The following is an 18,516-nucleotide window of genomic DNA, read 5'->3' as shown; positions in this document are numbered from 1 at the left end:
AGACATATGGACGAAAAGAAAAAGGGGCTGACTTACGCGGAAGCGGGCGTGGACATCGACGCCGGAGAAAGAGAAGTGGAACTGATTAAAAAATCTGTGCAGGCGACCTATACAAGAGGGGTGCTGGGGGATCTGGGCGGCTTTGGCGGCCTGTTCCGCCTGAAAGACGAATTGTCTGAAGATCCCATCCTTGTTTCAGGCACGGACGGTGTAGGGACGAAACTGCGTCTTGCCATTGAAATGGGGATACATCATACCATCGGGCAGGACTGCGTGGCGATGAGTGTTAATGATGTTCTCGTACAGGGGGCGCGCCCGCTTTTCTTTCTGGATTATATCGCGACGGGGAAACTGGATCCGGAACTGATGGCGGAGATTGTCAAAGGCGTGGCTGATGCCTGCATCGAATCGGGGTGCGCGCTTCTTGGCGGTGAAACGGCGGAAATGGCCGGCTTTTACGCATCAGGCGACTACGACGTAGCAGGTTTTGCGGTAGGGATTGTGGATAGGAAAAACTTAATTACCGGTGAAAAGATTACGGCCGGCGACGTTATCCTCGGACTGCCTTCCACAGGTATCCATTCTAACGGTTATTCCCTGGTACGCCGCATTATCTCTGACAATCATTTAAATTTAAAAGAAACTTATGAAGGGTTTGACAAACCTCTCGGAGAAGTCGTACTTACGCCGACAAAGCTTTACCCGAAACTTGTCCTTCCCGTACTGAAGGGCGCTGACGTGAAAGGACTTGTCCATATTACAGGGGGAGGTTTTTATGATAATATTCCCCGTGTCCTTCCGGAGGGGACAAGAGCTGTCCTTGATGCGGATAAATGGCCGCTACTTCCAATTTTTTCTTTCATCAAAGCGCAGGGCGGCGTAGAGCCCCGTGAAATGTACCGCACCTTTAACTGCGGACTGGGAATGCTCCTCATTTTGAGCCGTGGGGAAGCGGAAAAGGCGAAAAAAATATTGAAGAACATCGGCGAAGCTGTTTATGAAGTCGGCACAATCAGCGAAGGAAATCGGGATGTCATTGTGACAGGCGGGCTTTTCCATGAATAAGCGCATACTGATATTTGCGTCAGGCCGCGGCTCCAATGCGGAAGCTCTCCATGAAGCTGCCGTGGACGGAACGATTAAGGGGAGGATCGTAGGCGTTATCTGCGACCATCACGACGCGCCTGTTCTTCAGAGGGCAGAAAGATGGAAGGTGCCTGCAACGGTTATTGAAATGAAGACATGCAGGGATAAAGCTGATTATAATGAGAAGATTTTGGAAGCGGCGAAATCATACGCACCCGATCTGATCTGTCTGGCAGGATATATGCGTATCTGTGGCGAAAATTTGATAAAGGCTTTTGAAAACCGCATTATCAATATCCATCCCGCCCTGCTGCCCAGTTTTCGCGGACTCCACGCACAGCGGCAGGCGATAGAGGCGGGGGTAAAAGTGGCGGGATGTACTGTCCATTTTGTGGGAACAGGGCTTGATGACGGCCCGATTATCACGCAGGTGGCGGTACCGGTTTATGACCATGATACGGAAGATACGCTTTCCGCACGTATACTGGCGGAAGAACATCCCGCCTATGTCCGCGCAGTGAAAGCCTATTGCGAAGATAAACTTCATATAGCGGGTCATACAGTGACAGGCATGCACGAGGAGGAATGAAAATGGCAGTTAAAAGAGCATTGATCAGTGTATCTGACAAGACCGGCATCGTGGAATTTGCCAAAGGCCTTCATGAACTGGGAGTGGAGATTATTTCCACTGGCGGTACGATGAAAGCGATCTCTGAGGCAGGGATTCCGGTCATGTCCGTTTCCGATCTTACCGGTTTTCCGGAAATGATGGACGGCAGGGTGAAAACGCTTCACCCGAAAATACATGGCGGTATTCTGGCGGTTCGTGACAATCCCGCCCATGTAAAAGCGATGGAAGAACATGGAATTGCCGGTATCGATCTGGTGGCCGTCAATTTATATCCTTTCCGTGAAACGATAGCGAGACCCGGTGTCATACGGGCGGAAGCTGTTGAAAATATTGATATCGGCGGCCCTTCCATGGTACGTGCGGCAGCAAAGAATTATAAGTATGTCACGATTGTCGTTGATCCCGCGCAGTACGGAGAGGTGCTGGAACGGATCCGGGAAGACAGGCTGACGGAAGAGTTCCGCTTTGATTTGTCAAGAAAAGCTTTTCTTCATACAGGACTGTATGACTGCGCCATTGCCGATTACATGACAAAAGAAATAAATGGCGGCGGAGAAGGGCTGCCGGATATCTTTGCCAAGGCTTATGTAAAGATCCAGAATCTCCGCTATGGTGAAAACCCGCATCAGAAAGCAGCCTTTTACAGAGATCCGGAAGCGAAAGGCGGCATTGCTTCCGCCAGGCAGCTGCATGGAAAAGAATTATCATATAATAATATTGTGGATATGGAAGCGGCATGGGATCTTGCCTGCGAATGGAAAGATACTCCCGCCTGTGTGGTTGTAAAGCATACGAATCCCTGCGGTACCGCTCTCGGTACAAGTGCCCTCGACGCGTTTAAGCGGGCCTTTGCGGCGGACAGCAAATCTGCATTCGGCGGCATTGTGGCGATGAACAGGGAATGTGACAAAGAAACGGCGGAAGAAATGAAACCGATTTTCTTTGAAGTCATTATGGCTCCAAAGTTTTCACAGGAAGCTGTCGATATTTTATCTGTGAAGAAAAACATCCGCCTTGTAGAAGTGGCGGATACGGAAGAAAAAGAACTGCAGCTCCATAAGGTTTCCGGCGGACTTCTCGTGCAGACACCGGACGACAGCTCCGAAACGAGAGCAGACTGTACTTGTGTCACGGAAAGAGCGCCGACGGAAGAAGAGTGGCAGGCACTGGAATTCGGCTGGAAGATTGTAAAGCACGTTAAGTCCAACGCCATCGTGCTGACCGGTAAGGATATCACTTACGGCGTGGGCGCGGGACAGATGAATCGCGTAGGTGCGGCGGATATTGCCATTGCCGAAGCGGGAGAAAAGTGTAAAGGCTCCATCATGGCGTCTGACGCGTTCTTCCCTTTCGGTGATACAATTGAAGCAGCAGGGAAAGCAGGAATTACCGCTGTCATTCAGCCCGGCGGTTCTATACGCGACCAGGAATCTATCGATATGGCAAATAAGTATGGTATAGCTATGGTATTTACCGGACATCGGCATTTCCGCCATAGCTGAGATTGGAGGAGCTTTGAAAGTATTAGTGATTGGAAGCGGCGGCAGGGAACATGCGCTGCTCTGGAAACTGGCACACAGTCCGTCTGTGAAAGAAGTGTACGTCATTCCCGGAAACGATGGAATGACAGATGTGGCGCATTTAATTCCGGTAAAAGGAGCAGAAGATATTCTGGATTTTGCCCGTCTGATGGAAGTGGATCTTACCGTTGCTGGTCCCGAAACCGTACTGACGGAAGGTCTGGCCGACAAGTTTGCCGAAAAGGGAATGGCTTTCTTTGGACCGTCAGCGGCAGCAGCGCAGATTGAAGGTTCGAAAAGTTTCGCCAAAAATCTGATGAAAAAGTATAAGATCCCTACAGCTGCTTATGAAACATTTACTGATGAAGAAAAGGCCGTTTCTTATATCAAAAAACGAAAGAAATATCCCCTTGTCATCAAGGCAGACGGACTGGCGTCGGGGAAGGGCGTCGTCATTGCCGAAACCGAAGAGCAGGCTGTTCAGGCGGTCCGCGGGATGCTGGAAGGAAAAACCTTTGGCAGCGCGGGAGAATCCGTGGTGATTGAAGAATTTATGGAAGGGGAAGAGGCGAGTGTTCTCTGCTTCACTGACGGAAATACCATCGTTCCTATGATTTCCGCACAAGATCATAAACGCATCAGCGACGGGGATATGGGAGCGAATACCGGCGGCATGGGGGCTTATGCTCCCACTCCGGTCATGACGAAAGAATTGGACAAAATCGTTTATGATACCATTCTGCTGCCTGCTGTCAAAGCAATGAAAAAAGAAGGCTGCCTGTTTAAAGGCTGCCTTTATGCCGGATTGATGATTACAAAAGACGGACCCAAAGTGGTGGAATTTAACTGCCGATTTGGAGATCCTGAGACGGAAGCCGTTCTGCCGCTTCTTGAAAGCGATCTTGCGAAGATCATGCTTGCCTGCACGAAAGGAACCTTGAAAAAGGAAAAGGTGGAATGGAAAAACGCTTGTGCTGTGGATGTCGTCCTGGCATCGGAAGGATATCCCGCCACCCATTCCTCGGGAGAGGAGATATCAGGGCTGGAGGAAGCAAAAAAGACCGGCTGCCTCGTGTTCCATGCGGGCAGTATGAAGAAAAAAGGCAGGTACTTTGTTAATGGCGGCCGTGTGCTGAATGTGGCGGCTGTCGCGCCGACATTGAAAGAAGCGCGGGACAAGGCCTATGAAGGTGTTTCAAAAATCAGCTGGCGGGGTATGCAGTACCGTCATGATATTGCCGATAAAGGGTTGAAGCGTTTGAAAAAAAGAAAATAGAAAAGAAAAGCGCTGTTTTCATATTTGATGGGGACAGCGCTTTTATCTGTGTTTATATGGGCGGATATTTTTGGTTAGTTTTACTGATCCGGTCATTTGATATCCACCTATGCCTGTTTCTGCAGGCAGGAAATTATTCTTCGGAACGTTTAGCAATCTGCCCGACCTATGAAAAAATGGCAATAAAAAAAGACGAGGACACAGTGATGTGTGATGTGCCCCCCAAAAGTCTAACTTTTGAGGGTCGGCACAACAGGTCTTCGCCTTTTCCGTCGAGTATAGATTATTACTTTCCTGCGCCATCAGCAGCGATGGCGGCATTGACGCTTGCATTCAGACGGGATTTTTTACGAGCGGCAGCATTTTTATGGATAATGCCTTTCCGCGCAGCGGTATCGATAACGCTCTGCGCTTCGCGAAGGGCGATGTCCTTCTGGTCGGTTGTGGCAGCAGCTACAGCTTTCTTGACAGCACCATGGATCCGGGAACGGAAAGCGGCATGAGCAGCTCTCTTCTTTGCGTCAGTTTTCATGGTCTTTATGTTGGATTTTATTTGCGGCAATTGTTTCACCTCCCGTCTGTGTCATTCATACCGTGTTATTTTACCATGTTTCGCTTTCTGTGGCAAGAAATCTTTTATAATGCCGTCGGTTTGTGTAAAAGCAGGCTATTCGTTAAAATAAAGGAAATGCCGGAATAAACATATTTCCTTCAGATCGGTTTATGGAAAGAGCAAAGGAAAAGGAGCAGCCTATGTATGTCGGTGTAGATATGGTGAAAGCGGCACGCTGGGAACGGATTTGTGAAAAATTTCCGTCCCGCCTTGAAAAAATGTTTACGGAGGAAGAACGGGCGCACTGTGAGTCAAAAGGAAAAAATAAGGCTTATTCTTACGCGGCGCTCTGGGCAGCGCGGGAAGCAGCAGGGAAAGCACTGGGGATAGGCATCCTCGGTTCAGGTTTTGGCGATGCGTACCTGTCATGGACAAAGTGGGGGGCGCCTGTTCTCCACTTGCAGGGGAATTTTGAAAAGCGGGCGGAGAAATTGGGAATCACGGATATGTCCGTTTCCATTTCCCATGAAGACGGTATGTCTATTGCTGTTGTTGTGATGGAGGCAAAATCATGATACTGACAACATCTGAGGAATCAAGACTTTTGGATCAACGCGCCATGACAGAATACGGGCTGCCGGAGTCGGTGCTTATGGAAAACGCCGGCGCTTCCGTGGTGCAGCTTATGAAAGAAAAAATATCCTGGGAAGACGCGCGGGTGGTCATCGTCTGCGGCAGCGGAAATAACGGGGGCGACGGATTCGTCACGGCACGGTACGCTCTTTCCGAAGGTGCTGATGTAGCCGTTCTTGTCATGGGGGATGCATCCCATATGGGAGAGAATTCTTTATTGTATAAAAATATAGCGGCTAAAATGGGAATTCCCGTGATTTCCGTTGCAGGCGCGGATGACGCAAAGGAATATCTGGCAGGTGCGGATATTATTGTAGACGCGCTCATCGGCACGGGTCTGAAACATCATGTGAAAGGAAGCACGGCGGAGCTTATTACGGCCATGAATGATTCGGAAGCGGTTATTGTTTCCGTAGATGTTCCCAGCGGCATGTTTTCTGACAGCGGCTGTGCGGCGGGGGCGGTGGTGAATGCCGATTACACGGTGGCGTTAGGCTCCGTAAAGCGGGGGCATGTCCTTTATCCGGGAAATGGATATGCAGGAACCGTCTTGTATTCACCCATCGGCATCCCAAACGGCGCCAGGGAACATTTTCCTGTAAAGTTGGTGGAAGAAAAAGATATTTATGAATTTCTTCCTGTGCGGAGTTTTGCCGCTCATAAGGGAACAAATGGATTTATAGGCATTTTTGCCGGTTCGGAAGGGATGGCGGGCGCGGGTCTGCTGGCAGCACAGGGGGCGCTTTACGGTGGCGGAGGAAAGATTGCCCTTGCTTCCGTAGGGAATGCTGCTTTCCAGCTGGCAGGGAAAATTCCGGAAGTGATGGTTTCTTCCTGCGGGGATGCCCCTTGCTTTACCGAGGATATGTCAGATAAGGCAGTGAAGCAGACCGGGATGTATGACGTTGTCGCGTTGGGACCGGGTCTGGGGCGGAACGAAAGAACGCAGACCTTTGTGGCGGATATGCTGGAGCACTGCCGTAAGACCATGGTTGTGGATGCGGACGCGCTCTTTGCTGTCGGCCATCAAAAAATCAATCTGAGAAACTGCCCTGCTGATGTGGTTCTGACGCCCCACGTGGGAGAATTTGCTTTCCTTACCGGACTTACCGCAAAAGATGTAGAAGCCGGCAGGATCGATGAAGCGATCCGGTATGCTAAGGAAAACCATGTGGTGCTTGTGCTGAAAGGAGCGCCTACGGTTATTGCCGTACCGGACGGCAGGGCATGGGTGAATTCCACGGGGAATCCGGGCATGGCCACAGGCGGTATGGGAGATACTCTGACCGGCATCATTGCCGCCTTTATCGGACAGGGACTTTCTGCCGAAGAGGCTGCTGTGGCAGGCGTATACCTTCATGGACTGGCGGGAGACCTGCTTGCCGAAAAGATGCCGGTGGGGTATACGGCAAGCGATGTGGCCCGCATGATTCCTTTGGCGCGTAAAAAGGTCATTGAAGGATGAAGCGCTTTATAAAGTATTTCCTTTGTCTCCTTATCAGCCTTTGTGTCTTTGCAGGGACAGGCTGCGGGTTTGATGTCTTTGGCAGCGGGAGTGGAACAGCAGCCGATGCGCCTCTGATTATCCGCATGCTTGATATCGGACAGGGAGACGCCATCCTTATTGAAAGAAATGGAAAGTTTGCGCTTATTGATACGGGAGATGTGGAGCATCGTCCTCGGATGGCGGAGTATCTCAGGAAGTACGGCGTGAAAAAGGTGGATACCGTTATTATCACGCATCCCCATGGAGATCATATAGGCGGCATGTTTTCTGTTTTTGCCAATGCGGAAATAAGGCAGGTTTATGATAATGGGGTGCCGACCTCCCTTTCCACGTACAAAACGTATCGAAAGATACTGGATAAAAGGAAAATTCCTCGCAGGACACTGCGGGGCGGTGAAAAAATACAATTGCTGGACGGCGTTCCTTTTACAGTTGTAGGACCTTTGGAAAAAAGCAATGCCCGCGGAGAAAATTCGCGTCAGAATAATGAAAGTATCGTGGGGCTGCTGAAATATGGTAATTTTACGATGCTTTTTACAGGAGATGCGGAAGCGGAAGAGGAAGCATCTATTTTGAAAAGCGGCGCTGACGTAAAGAGTGTTGTCCTCAAAGCGGGACATCACGGAAGCAAGACGTCTTCTACGGAAGAATTTCTCCGTGCCGTTTCACCGAAAGCGGTTTTTATTTCCTGCGGCGCCGGTAATAATTACGGGCATCCCTCAAGGCAGACGATGAAGCGGTTGGAAAAATGGGGGATAGATGTTTATCGGACGGACAGGCAGGGGACGATTACTCTTACCACTGATGGAAAGCGCTATGAAATTACAAAAGAACATTAGAGGGGAAAACATGGAAAGAGAAATGCCGAAGGCAGGAGAAGTGTGGCGGCACTTTAAAGGGAATTGTTATCTTATCATTGCCGCAGCTCGTCATACGGAAACGGGGGAAATGTATGTGGTTTATAAAGCGCTTTACGGTACGTACGAAGACTATCTCCGACCGCTGGATATGTTCATGAGCGAAGTGGACCGGGTGAAATATCCTGATGTGAAACAAAAATACCGTTTTGAAAAAACAGAAAAGGAAGAATAGATATTTCCTGCCGGAATCAGCTGCTGTTCATGGCAGTCTTTTTTTATCCAAAAAACTCAATATAAAATGAAAAATCATTACTTTCCATCATGCATAAAAAGTGGTAAATTAAGCGTATGATTTAAGATACGTAAACGCAGCAGGATGAAAGGAGAAACAGTATGAATATAAAGATTGGAATTTTAGGGTATGGAAATATAGGGCGCGGTGTAGAAACGGCGCTCCGGGATAATCCGGATATGGAACTGGCAGCGGTCTTTACAAGACGGGATCCTTCGCAGGTAAAGATTCTTTCTGAAAATGTGCCGGTCATTTCCGTCTCAGAAATAGAAGCATGGAAAGATAAGATTGACGTACTTCTCCTCTGCGGGGGAAGCGCTACTGACCTGCCGCAGCAGACACCGTTCTATGCGAAAATGTTCAACGTGGTAGATACGTTTGATACCCATGCTAAGGTGCCCGCCCATTTTGCCGCTGTCGATCGGTCTGCAAAAGAAAATGGAAAGATTGCCATTATTTCCGTCGGATGGGATCCGGGACTTTTTTCTCTCTCACGGCTTTATGGGAATGTGATTCTTCCCGACGGGAAAGATTATACTTTTTGGGGAAAAGGCGTTTCTCAGGGGCATTCCGATGCCATCCGCCGCATTAAAGGCGTGAAGAACGCCAAGCAGTATACCTGCCCCGTGGAAAGCGCCATGCGTGCCGTAAGGAACGGGGAAAATCCGGAGCTTACCACAAGAGAGAAACATATCCGTGAATGTTTCGTCGTTTTGGAAGATGGCGCTGACGCGGCATATGTGGAAAAACAAATTAAGACGATGCCGAACTATTTCGCCGGCTATCATACCGTGGTTCATTTCATTTCGGAAGAAGAATTTGATAGGAACCACCAGGGGCTGGCGCATGGCGGTTTCGTTTTCCGCAGTGGAAATACGGGGAAAGAGAAAGAACATAAGCATATTATTGAATTCAGTCTGAAATTGGATTCGAATCCGGAATTCACCACGCATGTCATGGCAGCTTATGCGAGAGCTGCCGCGCGCATGGCCAGAGAAGGACAGACAGGATGTAAAACGGTGTTTGATATACCGCCGGCATACCTTAGCGAAAAGAGCGGCGAAAAGCTCCGTTCTTCGATGCTGTAAAAGGCAATAGCGGCTTGACAATTTAGTATATGATAGTGTATTCTACATAAGTCAGTTATGCGGAGCGGTACTCAAGTGGCTGAAGAGGACGGTTTGCTAAATCGTTAGACGGGTTTCCCGTGCGGGGGTTCGAATCCCCCCCGCTCCGCCATGAATTATGAGGCAGGATATTTTTATGGGTATCCTGTTTTTTGTTTTCATTATTCAATAATTAAAATAAAAAGGAATCTGATCAGAGGTTATTTTCCGGAACAGGTAAAATTGCGGTACCCTGCAAATCCTGGGCTGTAATTCCTTTTTGCTGCCAGCCTCATTATCGTGCTGTCTAAATAATAAAAAGGGTAAAGGCACCCGCTGTATCAGAATAAACACCTGGGCCGAAATAAAAGGTATTCCAAAGAGGTGTATAAACTTCTCAAGAAGATATTATATATAAATTTTATTATGGATTTTGCCCGAAATCATAGATAAGCGGACGGTTTTGTCCTTTAAAACATGGTATAATATTAAAAATAATCGTTGCCAGAGAACGGCAGAGGGAGATGTCAGATGACCATCACGTATATATTTCAGATTCTGGAAGCTGTGGTAAAAGGCGATGCAGAGAAGTATGGCGTAATTCCTGATATGAACGGAGAACTGCAGAAAGCGGTGCGCCGATCAAGGAGACGTATTGCCCGGCTTCGGGAACGGGCACAGTACGAGCTTGGGGAGATGGATAAGGCAAAAGTGGCGGCGGCCAATGACAATATGAGGCGTTTTACCAAGTCTCTCGGTAAAATCCGCAATTTGAACCTGGAGGACTGCCGGGGGCTGATTGGCATTGAAGATTTTCTGGAAGATGGAAACCGGATTCATGAAGTCATGGAAATGGCTGAGAAGATCGAGCATATGTCGGCGGTCAGCTCTACGGCGTACACGCCCATGTCTCTCGGATTCGGCGTGTTGGAAACATATACGGATGTGGCACCCATTGAAATTGATAATAGGAAGTTCAATGCGGGTGATAAGGAATATTGCCTGCAGATGATTAAAAAGCTGCATGCTTTTCAGGATTCTGTCCGTGAAGTTTGTTCCCGCCTGCTGGATATTACCGAGTGTGCCCGTGAAAGAGGGGACGCGCTGAATGATCTCGCTGATTACTTTGCTGATGGCGTAGACAGCCTGGAGCGGATCCAGATGCAGTCCGGCGGTGACTGGAAACTTTATACTTTGGCGCAGAAGATGCAGATCGGAAGAGCGATACAGGTAGCCCAGCTTATTACGCTTCTTTTCCGGAATCTGATGGATGGCGCGGGACATGTGGATGAACAGAGCCGCAGCGCGATAAAAAAAGCGCAGGATGAACTCCTGAAACGTGATGCATGATAATGAAGATTGCCCGATGAACTGACCACCAAAAGTTAGATAAAAACTGATTTGAGGAGGTCAGTTTTATTATGGGGAAATACAGTTTTGCATAAATTCTTTTCTATAAGTATGCTATACTTTATGCATGTAGTTATTTTTATAAACAGGGAGGCAATATGTCTATCGCATTTATACTGCGCATGATTTCCAATACGATCAGCGGTAAAGGCGGACATCCGCAAAGCATTAATGAAGAGATTGAGCGTGCGAAAAAGCGGGCGGCAAAAAGGATATACCGTGCAAAAGTACGTGCGGAAGATGAATTGGGAGAACTGGACCGTGTCCGTATCACTCTCATGGCAGGGGATATGAAAAAATTTACCAAAGAATTTTCTGAAATTAAAAATATTGATTTTCATGACTGCGACACACTGACCGGATTGGAGCATTTTAATAAGGAACGGAGAAACTGGAGGGAACTGGAAGCGCTGTCATCCAAAGCGATGGGACTGATGAATCTGTCCGGCGGTATGGATGCCATCGGTTTTGGTGCGGGCGTCATAGACCAGTATGCTGTGGTTCCGGAACTGGATGTGCTTCCTTCTGAAAGTGAAGGTGATGTGGATGCATTGAAAGAAATGAGCGGACGGCTGCAGAAATTCCAGCAGCAGGTAAAGAAGCTGTGCTGCCGTATGCAGGATGTAAGACGAGAAGCCCGCCAGGCACAGGATGCCCTTCTTGATTTGTCAGATTATCTGACAGATGGAATCAAGGATATCCGCGATATCCGAAGTGAGAGCGGGAATGACTGGAAGAATTATTCGGAGTCGCAGAAGATTATTATAGGCAGAACAACGCAGGTGGCACACCTTATCAGCGTGCTTTCCGAAGTCCGTTTTCTTACTGATGAAGCGGATCTGCGTGGAGAAATAAGGGAAGCTTTGGAAGCGACGGAAGAGCTGCTTGACGAACTTGGCGTATGACGGGCGAGGAGAGTCTTTCTTTTGAGGAGGACTCTTTTTTATTGACTTGACAATTCAAAGACTAAAAAATAGAAAAGTTGTTTTCATTCTCGTAGATTTGTTAAAATAAACACAAGACGAAAAACATGCAATGGATTTGTATTTTCGGAGAGCGGCTATGAAAAGAAGAAAAGTAAGGACAGCTGTTTTGGGACTAATGGCACTTTTGATGTGGTCCGGCAGCATGGCGGCGGAAGAGATTTATCTGCATGGAGATACGAATATTCCGATGATTTTGAATACCGGTGGTATAGATAATGATGGGAATACAGGCGTGTTTATGGATCTCACTTCTATCAGTGTGGAAGATTTATTTAAAAACGGCCTGGCTGTAAAAGTGAATTTCTTCAAGTTGGAAAAAGGAGTGTCGACTGTATCTACCGCCCATTTCCGCATGACGGAAGACGGCGGCGCATGGATTGCCATGGAAGACGGCTGGCATGCTGTGAATGAAGGAGCTGCGCGGGCGGAAAGTGAAGCGGTGCGTCTGATTCGGGAAGAAATGGGAAAAGAAGAGTGCCGTGATAAGTACATGGGACAAATTACGGCACTCTGGGAGAGAAAAATAAAGGCGGCGGAAACGGCGCAGCAGGAAGAATATGAAAAGCTGCAAAGGGAAACGGAAGAAAAGAATCAGGAAAATAATAAATCCGTGAAAAGTGTGAAATTGCCGGACATGGAAATGCCGGAACTGGAACGAGCCGAGCCTGATAAAGTGGTGGAAATAAAATCACCTGACATGATACCTGCAGTAAATCCTGTAAAAAAGAACGCATCGATAGAAATGCCGGTAAAGGCAGAGATGGAAGAGACAGCGGCAGATGCAAAGAAAAACGGATCGAGAAAGGAAGAAACGTCTGCCGAATCGCCGATGACCGGCCCCCTTGAAAAGAAAAAAACAGAACTGACGGCAGTGAAAGTCAAAGGAAACGTACAGAGGAAAGAAGATGCACAGAAAAATGAAGAGGGGGAAATCACCGAGCAGGTCGAAATTTCCATCGTCTCCCATCCGGTGGTGGAAATCATTTCAAAAAGTGATGTGACATAAAGTCCCTGTAAAAGTTGGCTCTTTTCTGATGAAAATAGTATAATCACTACGGAGTATTTTCCGGAAGTATAAGTCCTCCCCGCAAAATCCGATGGCTGCGCGGAGGATGTATTTTTTTCGAAAGGCGTACCATGGCTAAGAGATATTACGAACTTCATGTATCAGGCTGCACGAGACATCTTCCCGTACTGAATATTTCAGACAAGGTAGCGATTGCGGGATTTGTCATTTTGGGTGATGTGGAAATTGTGGAAAACACGGCCCGCGATTTGGCGGCGAAAGTGCCGAAAGATTGCGAATACGTCATGACGGCGGAAACGAAAGGAATCCCCCTTGCCGCTGAACTGGCCAGAAATCTGGGGCAGAAGACGTACCTGGTGGCAAGAAAGTCGGTCAAGGCGTATATGGATGATCCTATCTGTGTAGAAGACGAGTCTATTACTACGATGGGAAAACAGAAGCTGTACCTGTCTGCCTCTGATGTGGCGCTGATCCGCGGGAAGAAAGTCCTTCTTGTGGACGATGTCATCAGTACCGGCGGATCTATGAAAGCCTTGAAAGAACTGGCGGAAAAAGCGGGCGCCCAAGTCTGCTGCCAGGCTGCCATTCTTGCCGAAGGCGATGCAGCGAAGCGTGACGATATCGTATTTCTTGAAGAACTGCCTCTCCTGGAGGCTGAATAAAAACGAAAGCCGTATACACGAAATGGGTATGACGGCTTTTTTGATGGAGGGGATATTCCTTCCTTTTTACGGGAAATGCTGTAAAGGAGAGCGCTTTTTATGGTATAATATGGCGAATAATTTGGAATTTGCCACATAGATTTTGAATCAATTCCGACAGGAGGAATGGAATGAAACACCAGGAGACTGTTATCATCATCGACTTCGGCGGGCAGTATGCGCAGCTGATTGCAAGAAGAGTGCGCGAATGCGGCGTATATTGTGAAATTCTGCCGTACAATAAGCCGGCGGAAGAAATTCTTTCCCACAACCCGAAAGGCGTTATCTTTTCCGGAGGCCCTGCCAGTGTAAATATGGAAAATGCCCCACAGCTGGATGAAGGCGTATTCAAGGCAGGCGTACCGATTCTGGGAATCTGCTACGGTATGCAGCTTATGGCAAAAGACCTTGGCGGCACGGTTGCCAGTCCGGAAAAACATGAATACGGCCATACGGAATTTTCCAGAAACGGAAGCTGTCCGCTTTTTGAAAATATTTCAGAAAAGACTGCCGTATGGATGAGCCACGGCGATGCGGTCACCGATATGCCTGCCGGTTTCGGGCTGATCGGACATACGGAACTGACTCCCACCGCGGCGATGGCTGATGAAGCAAGGCGTTTCTATGCCGTCCAGTTCCATCCGGAAGTCGTCCATACCACTGAAGGTACACAGATGCTGAAGAATTTCCTTTTCCGTATCTGCGAATGTGAAGGCGGCTGGTCTATGGAAAATTATATCGACATCGCTGTTGCCAATATCCGGCAGCAGGTAGGCGACCATAATGTCCTCTGCGCTCTTTCCGGCGGTGTGGACTCTTCTGTTGCCGCTGTCCTTGTCCATAAAGCGGTTGGGGATAAACTGACCTGCGTATTTGTAGATCACGGATTCCTCCGGCAGGGTGAAGCGGAACAGGTAGTAGATACATTTACGAACAAATTCAAGATCAAACTGATTCATAAAGATGCGTCCCGGCATTTCCTTTCTCTTCTGAAAGGTGTGACAGAACCGGAAAAGAAACGTAAGGCCATCGGTGCTGAATTTATTCATACTTTCCAGGAAGAAGCCAACAAGTTGGAAGATGTGAAATTCCTTGTTCAGGGTACGCTTTATCCCGATGTGGTGGAAAGCGGCACTGCCACGGCGGCAACCATCAAATCCCACCACAATGTAGGCGGTCTTCCGAAAGATATGAAATTTGAACTTATCGAACCGCTCCGTGAGCTTTTCAAAGACGAAGTCCGCCAACTGGGACGTGAACTGGGACTCCCCGAAGACGTTATCAACCGTCAGCCCTTTCCCGGACCGGGATTGGCAATCCGTATCATCGGTGAAATTACTCCGGAAAGATTGGAAATCCTCCGTAAAGCGGATGCCATTGTCAGAGAAGTCATCAAAGAAAGAGGTCTCTATAACGAAATCTGGCAGTCCTTTGCCATACTCCCCGCCGCAATCCGAAGCGTGGGCGTCATGGGCGATGAAAGAACGTACGATTACACCGTAGGCATCAGAGCCGTTACAAGTTCTGACGGTATGACTGCCGATTACTTCCGTTTCCCCTGGGAAGTCCTTGACGAAATGAGCAGAAGAATCTGCAATGAAGTCAAAGGCGTGAACAGAGTAGTCTACGATATCACATCCAAACCGCCGAGCACGATTGAGTGGGAATAAATCATAACCACCCGTAGAACGGGTGGTTATTTGTTTAAATCATGTTTTAAAAGGTTTTTTATATATTCGTGAAAGATAGGTCATCATGAGAGCTAATTATAAAAAGCTATGGCATACTCTGCTGGTTAGGAATATGAAGAAGAAGGAATTGGCAGAACTTGCGGGGGTCAGTACATACACGATTAATAAGCTTAATAAAAACGAGAATGTTACTGTGGAAGTCCTTGGGAAGATCTGTAAGGTTTTAGAATGTAGCTTAGATGATATTATGGAGTTTGAAGAAGAAAAGGGAGTAGGAAGGAAAAATAATGAAGAAGATCTTCTTTAAGAAGAATTATAAAACATTTATAGGACTATTTATAGTAACTATTGTAATTGGTGTTATTTATACAGAATGCTGAACGTGGATAGGAGTATCTTTTCATGATAAAGACGAAAGGTCAGTTAATGAAAGGATGTGCTTTTGTAGATGAGGTTTTACTATGGGTGCTATTCAATAAACAAATAAATCCAATTTATTAAAATGTAGGATGTCTGAATTTGCACAGATAATTAAAATAGGGGATAAGGTTTTCTTTATTGTTTGAAGAAGAGAAATAGATATATTTATTATTATATTGAGAGGAGTCATTTTGATGGATAGAATCGAACTATCAAAGCATATAAAAAAAGGTGATACACTATATACTCCTTATACCGATCCGGAAGGGCTTGGATCTGCGTTAAGTTTATCGAGCTGGTCTCAGAATTGGCTTCCAGAATTTTTATGGATTGGGCTAATTATTCATAAATACGGGAGAAAAAGAGGCTTAGAGAGAATTTATCATATTATTGATGAATTAAACTCATGGTCGATATGTGTTCCTCAGTTTTCGAAAATACTTGACTTAGAGCGAGAAAAAAGAGAGCGTTTTTGGTCTATCGTCTTAAAATATGTGGATCGTGATGTATTGGCTTCATTTACAATTGTTGTGACACCAGATATAGATGATGTCTTTTATAATTTCTTTTTTGATTATTCGATAAATATTGATGAGAGCATTTCTGAACTTTTTACAATAATTAAAGAATGTAGTAAATTTCATGATGAGCTTACAACAGATATATGTTTCGCCTTGGATTGGTTCTATGTAAAGAGTGGGAGATTACATATTTCAAGTGGAGTAGATCTATTGCCACAGGCATTGACTGCTTATTACAAATATGATCATTCTGATGAGATAATGAGGAAGTATAGACCTGTAATAAGGTCAACATTTCAAGGGTTATGTAGTATTGATAGTAGTAAAGAATTTTCAAAACTGATATGGGGAAGATTGGGAGAAGTATCTGAATGTAATCCATTAATAATACTGTGGGATGGAAGTGAAAAAATGAAATTCTTTGATAAGATAACAAAAGTTATTGATTATATTGCTGCGACTAATGATGACAAAAAGATGGATGAAAAGTATGCGGTTATAATGGGGCTTACTTGCTATATTTATAAAATTTACAGAGAAATATCAGAAAAAAAACTTGAGAACAACATAAGCGGAAGGATACTTTTTAGAACTATGGTGGAAAGTTACATAAATTTGAAATATATTATGTTGCAAGAAAAAGAAATTCCTGATGTGTATAATAGATTTAAGGCTTATGGACTTGGGAAGTACAAGCTTGTTATGGCCAAGATGAGGGAAGGGAAATATTCTGTTTCTGATGATGCGCAGTTTCACCAAAGAATCATGGAACTTCTTGTTAATGAGGATATGGACGAAGCATTTGTTAATACTAGTTTTGGATACTTTGACAAAACTCAGATAAACAAAAAATTTACTTTGTGTGATGAACTAATGTTGTATGAAATTTACTACGAATATGGAACAAATTTTACTCACGGTTTTTGGGGAGCAATAAGAGAAACTTCAATGCTTATATGTGACAATCCAGCCCATAATTACCATACTGTCCCTGATTATTATGCCGAACAGAAATTAAGAAGCGTGCAAGATGATTGTGATATGATTATGAGGAAATTATTTGAACTTATTTCAGGATATATTGAACTTCCGGATTTCTATTATGTTGAGTAAGTTCAGGAGGGAGAAATTAGGTTGATCGAAACAAAACCATTAAAGAGAATAATGAAGGAATATCTTTCTATTCTTGAAAAATACGAAGACAAAATAGATTGTTTTGAACAAGAAGATATTAAGAGACTGATAGGAGAAGTTCGCTTATTTTGGTATCGTCAGAAACGTTATATACGTTATTTTCTTTCAAATATTGATAAAGAGGATAATGTAACATATTTATCAGGGGCTGTAAGATTGGATATAAAAAATTCTGGTCACAAAGAGTATATTATTGTAAAAGGATGTAAGTTAGTAAATGATCCATTAATGAAAATGACGTCTTTTTATCATGGAACAGATGGTGAAGTAAATTTTGAAACAGCAAATAGATATTTAAAGGATTGTTTTTCTGATATGCTTGTGCTTTTACGTGAGTATTCTGAAGACTTTTTTGTAATTCCATTAGAAACAATAACTACTACAGATAACGACGAATATCATAAGGCGCTTGTTGATGCTGCGGAACAAATGTTATTGTCGTTTTTTTCTAAGCGGTATGGTTCTATTGAGGAAATGAAGAATGATAATTCTTCATATGAGGAGTTAGATAACCATTTATACAGCTGGATAAAAGAAAGATTGGTTTTTGATTCTATTGAAGATAGTAAATTGTCAATAGAAGAAAAATGTAAAAAAGCTCTTAATGCCGAAAAAGAGTATATTCCGTTCATGGAATCGATGAGTGAATCTGATCTATTTTTTATCTTAGTAATTCAGCATTGCATGGGGGCGATGGCAACATTTAATTGTATGCAGAACTTAAGAATTATGCCATATATTAGGAATGATATTGCTTTTCAATATTTTGATTTGCTTTTTCATTCAAGTATAAATGGTAAATTTGATATACTCGATTATTTGCAAGTACTTGTACCTTATATATTACAAAAGAAATTTGATTTTTCTGAATGGGATTATGAGGAAGTAAAGCAGAAAATGGGTGAAGGCGTTCTTATTGATTATATTCTTGAGAACATAGTAATCGAAGAAGATGGATATCCAAGAATTTCTGATATAGTTGAAAAAGCAAAAGATTATATAGAAAAATTGGAAATGAGTTAATTGCAAAGGAATATAGAAACTGAATTTTTGAATTCGGTTCTTCGTGAACTGACAAGTCTGTGTCGTTATGACTGCAGGC

The 18,516-nt window shown here is 45.3% G+C and carries 18 protein-coding genes and 1 tRNA gene; 18 read left to right on the top strand and 1 reads right to left on the bottom strand.

The window, feature by feature from the left end; translation table 11 throughout:
- The first annotated feature begins 6 nt into the window (after nucleotides 1-6).
- Genes purM through purD form a run of 4 tightly spaced genes read left to right on the top strand, consistent with a single transcriptional unit; the run spans nucleotide 7 to nucleotide 4,513 of the window.
- Nucleotides 7-1,065 (top strand): phosphoribosylformylglycinamidine cyclo-ligase, encoded by a 1,059-nt coding sequence (gene purM / locus GCWU000321_RS03770; RefSeq protein ID WP_007069762.1) that lies wholly within the window; start codon nucleotides 7-9, stop codon nucleotides 1,063-1,065.
- Nucleotides 1,058-1,675, top strand: coding sequence for a phosphoribosylglycinamide formyltransferase (gene purN, locus GCWU000321_RS03765; RefSeq protein WP_007069761.1), 618 nt, complete (start codon nucleotides 1,058-1,060; stop codon nucleotides 1,673-1,675). The genes purM and purN overlap by 8 nt, the downstream gene beginning before the upstream one ends.
- Complete coding sequence (gene purH, locus GCWU000321_RS03760; protein WP_007069760.1) at nucleotides 1,672-3,219, top strand: bifunctional phosphoribosylaminoimidazolecarboxamide formyltransferase/IMP cyclohydrolase; 1,548 nt, start codon at nucleotides 1,672-1,674, stop codon at nucleotides 3,217-3,219. Before purN ends, purH begins: the two co-directional genes overlap by 4 nt.
- Nucleotides 3,220-3,232: 13 nt before the next feature.
- On the top strand, nucleotides 3,233-4,513 hold the full coding sequence (gene purD / locus GCWU000321_RS03755) for a phosphoribosylamine--glycine ligase (RefSeq protein ID WP_040381230.1): 1,281 nt from the start codon (nucleotides 3,233-3,235) through the stop codon (nucleotides 4,511-4,513).
- A gap of 286 nt (nucleotides 4,514-4,799) precedes the next feature.
- Here the strand turns inward: purD and rpsT are convergent, their stop codons facing one another.
- Nucleotides 4,800-5,075, bottom strand: a complete 276-nt coding sequence (gene rpsT / locus GCWU000321_RS03750) for a 30S ribosomal protein S20 (protein WP_040381226.1) — start codon at nucleotides 5,073-5,075, stop codon at nucleotides 4,800-4,802.
- A 191-nt stretch (nucleotides 5,076-5,266) separates the two neighbouring features.
- Here rpsT and acpS point away from each other — a divergent pair, with 191 nt between their 5' ends.
- The 14 genes from acpS (at nucleotide 5,267) to GCWU000321_RS03680 (ending at nucleotide 18,437) form a co-directional block, all read left to right on the top strand.
- On the top strand, nucleotides 5,267-5,641 hold the full coding sequence (acpS, locus tag GCWU000321_RS03745; RefSeq protein WP_050754544.1) for a holo-ACP synthase: 375 nt from the start codon (nucleotides 5,267-5,269) through the stop codon (nucleotides 5,639-5,641).
- Complete coding sequence (locus GCWU000321_RS03740) at nucleotides 5,638-7,164, top strand: bifunctional ADP-dependent NAD(P)H-hydrate dehydratase/NAD(P)H-hydrate epimerase (protein WP_007069756.1); 1,527 nt, start codon at nucleotides 5,638-5,640, stop codon at nucleotides 7,162-7,164. The genes acpS and GCWU000321_RS03740 overlap by 4 nt, the downstream gene beginning before the upstream one ends.
- A complete protein-coding gene (locus tag GCWU000321_RS03735) occupies nucleotides 7,161-8,045 on the top strand; it encodes a ComEC/Rec2 family competence protein (RefSeq protein ID WP_007069755.1) in 885 nt (294 codons plus the stop codon). The genes GCWU000321_RS03740 and GCWU000321_RS03735 overlap by 4 nt, the downstream gene beginning before the upstream one ends.
- Nucleotides 8,046-8,055: 10 nt before the next feature.
- The gene (locus GCWU000321_RS03730; protein WP_040381223.1) at nucleotides 8,056-8,298 is read left to right on the top strand and encodes a DUF1653 domain-containing protein; all 243 of its coding nucleotides are present in this window, start codon (nucleotides 8,056-8,058) and stop codon (nucleotides 8,296-8,298) included.
- A 161-nt stretch (nucleotides 8,299-8,459) separates the two neighbouring features.
- Nucleotides 8,460-9,446, top strand: a complete 987-nt coding sequence (locus GCWU000321_RS03725; protein ID WP_007069753.1) for a diaminopimelate dehydrogenase — start codon at nucleotides 8,460-8,462, stop codon at nucleotides 9,444-9,446.
- 61 nt (nucleotides 9,447-9,507) lie between these two features.
- Nucleotides 9,508-9,597: transfer RNA gene (locus tag GCWU000321_RS03720), tRNA-Ser, on the top strand.
- A 398-nt stretch (nucleotides 9,598-9,995) separates the two neighbouring features.
- Entirely contained in the window at nucleotides 9,996-10,814 is an 819-nt protein-coding gene (locus GCWU000321_RS03715) for a hypothetical protein (protein WP_007069752.1), read from the top strand.
- A gap of 158 nt (nucleotides 10,815-10,972) precedes the next feature.
- Nucleotides 10,973-11,779, top strand: a complete 807-nt coding sequence (locus GCWU000321_RS03710) for a hypothetical protein (RefSeq protein WP_007069751.1) — start codon at nucleotides 10,973-10,975, stop codon at nucleotides 11,777-11,779.
- Nucleotides 11,780-11,936: 157 nt separating this feature from the next.
- Nucleotides 11,937-12,866: a hypothetical protein gene (locus tag GCWU000321_RS03705; protein WP_040381221.1), complete on the top strand. Its 930-nt coding sequence runs from the start codon at nucleotides 11,937-11,939 to the stop codon at nucleotides 12,864-12,866.
- A 131-nt stretch (nucleotides 12,867-12,997) separates the two neighbouring features.
- Complete coding sequence (locus GCWU000321_RS03700) at nucleotides 12,998-13,549, top strand: phosphoribosyltransferase family protein (protein WP_007069749.1); 552 nt, start codon at nucleotides 12,998-13,000, stop codon at nucleotides 13,547-13,549.
- A gap of 170 nt (nucleotides 13,550-13,719) precedes the next feature.
- A complete protein-coding gene (gene guaA, locus GCWU000321_RS03695) occupies nucleotides 13,720-15,258 on the top strand; it encodes a glutamine-hydrolyzing GMP synthase (RefSeq protein WP_007069748.1) in 1,539 nt (512 codons plus the stop codon).
- Between the two features lie 85 nt (nucleotides 15,259-15,343).
- Nucleotides 15,344-15,586: a helix-turn-helix domain-containing protein gene (locus tag GCWU000321_RS03690; RefSeq protein WP_007069747.1), complete on the top strand. Its 243-nt coding sequence runs from the start codon at nucleotides 15,344-15,346 to the stop codon at nucleotides 15,584-15,586.
- 307 nt (nucleotides 15,587-15,893) lie between these two features.
- Nucleotides 15,894-17,333 carry a DUF5677 domain-containing protein gene (locus GCWU000321_RS03685; RefSeq protein ID WP_007069746.1) on the top strand — a complete coding sequence of 480 codons (1,440 nt, stop codon included), beginning with the start codon at nucleotides 15,894-15,896 and terminating at the stop codon, nucleotides 17,331-17,333.
- 21 nt (nucleotides 17,334-17,354) lie between these two features.
- Entirely contained in the window at nucleotides 17,355-18,437 is a 1,083-nt protein-coding gene (locus GCWU000321_RS03680) for a hypothetical protein (RefSeq protein ID WP_156777737.1), read from the top strand.
- Nucleotides 18,438-18,516: the final 79 nt, after the last annotated feature.

Source organism: Dialister invisus DSM 15470, assembly GCF_000160055.1.
GTDB classification, from domain to species: domain Bacteria; phylum Bacillota; class Negativicutes; order Veillonellales; family Dialisteraceae; genus Dialister; species Dialister invisus.
The sequence above is the reverse complement of the archived record's forward strand: the minus strand, read 5'-3'. Positions and strand labels throughout refer to the sequence as shown.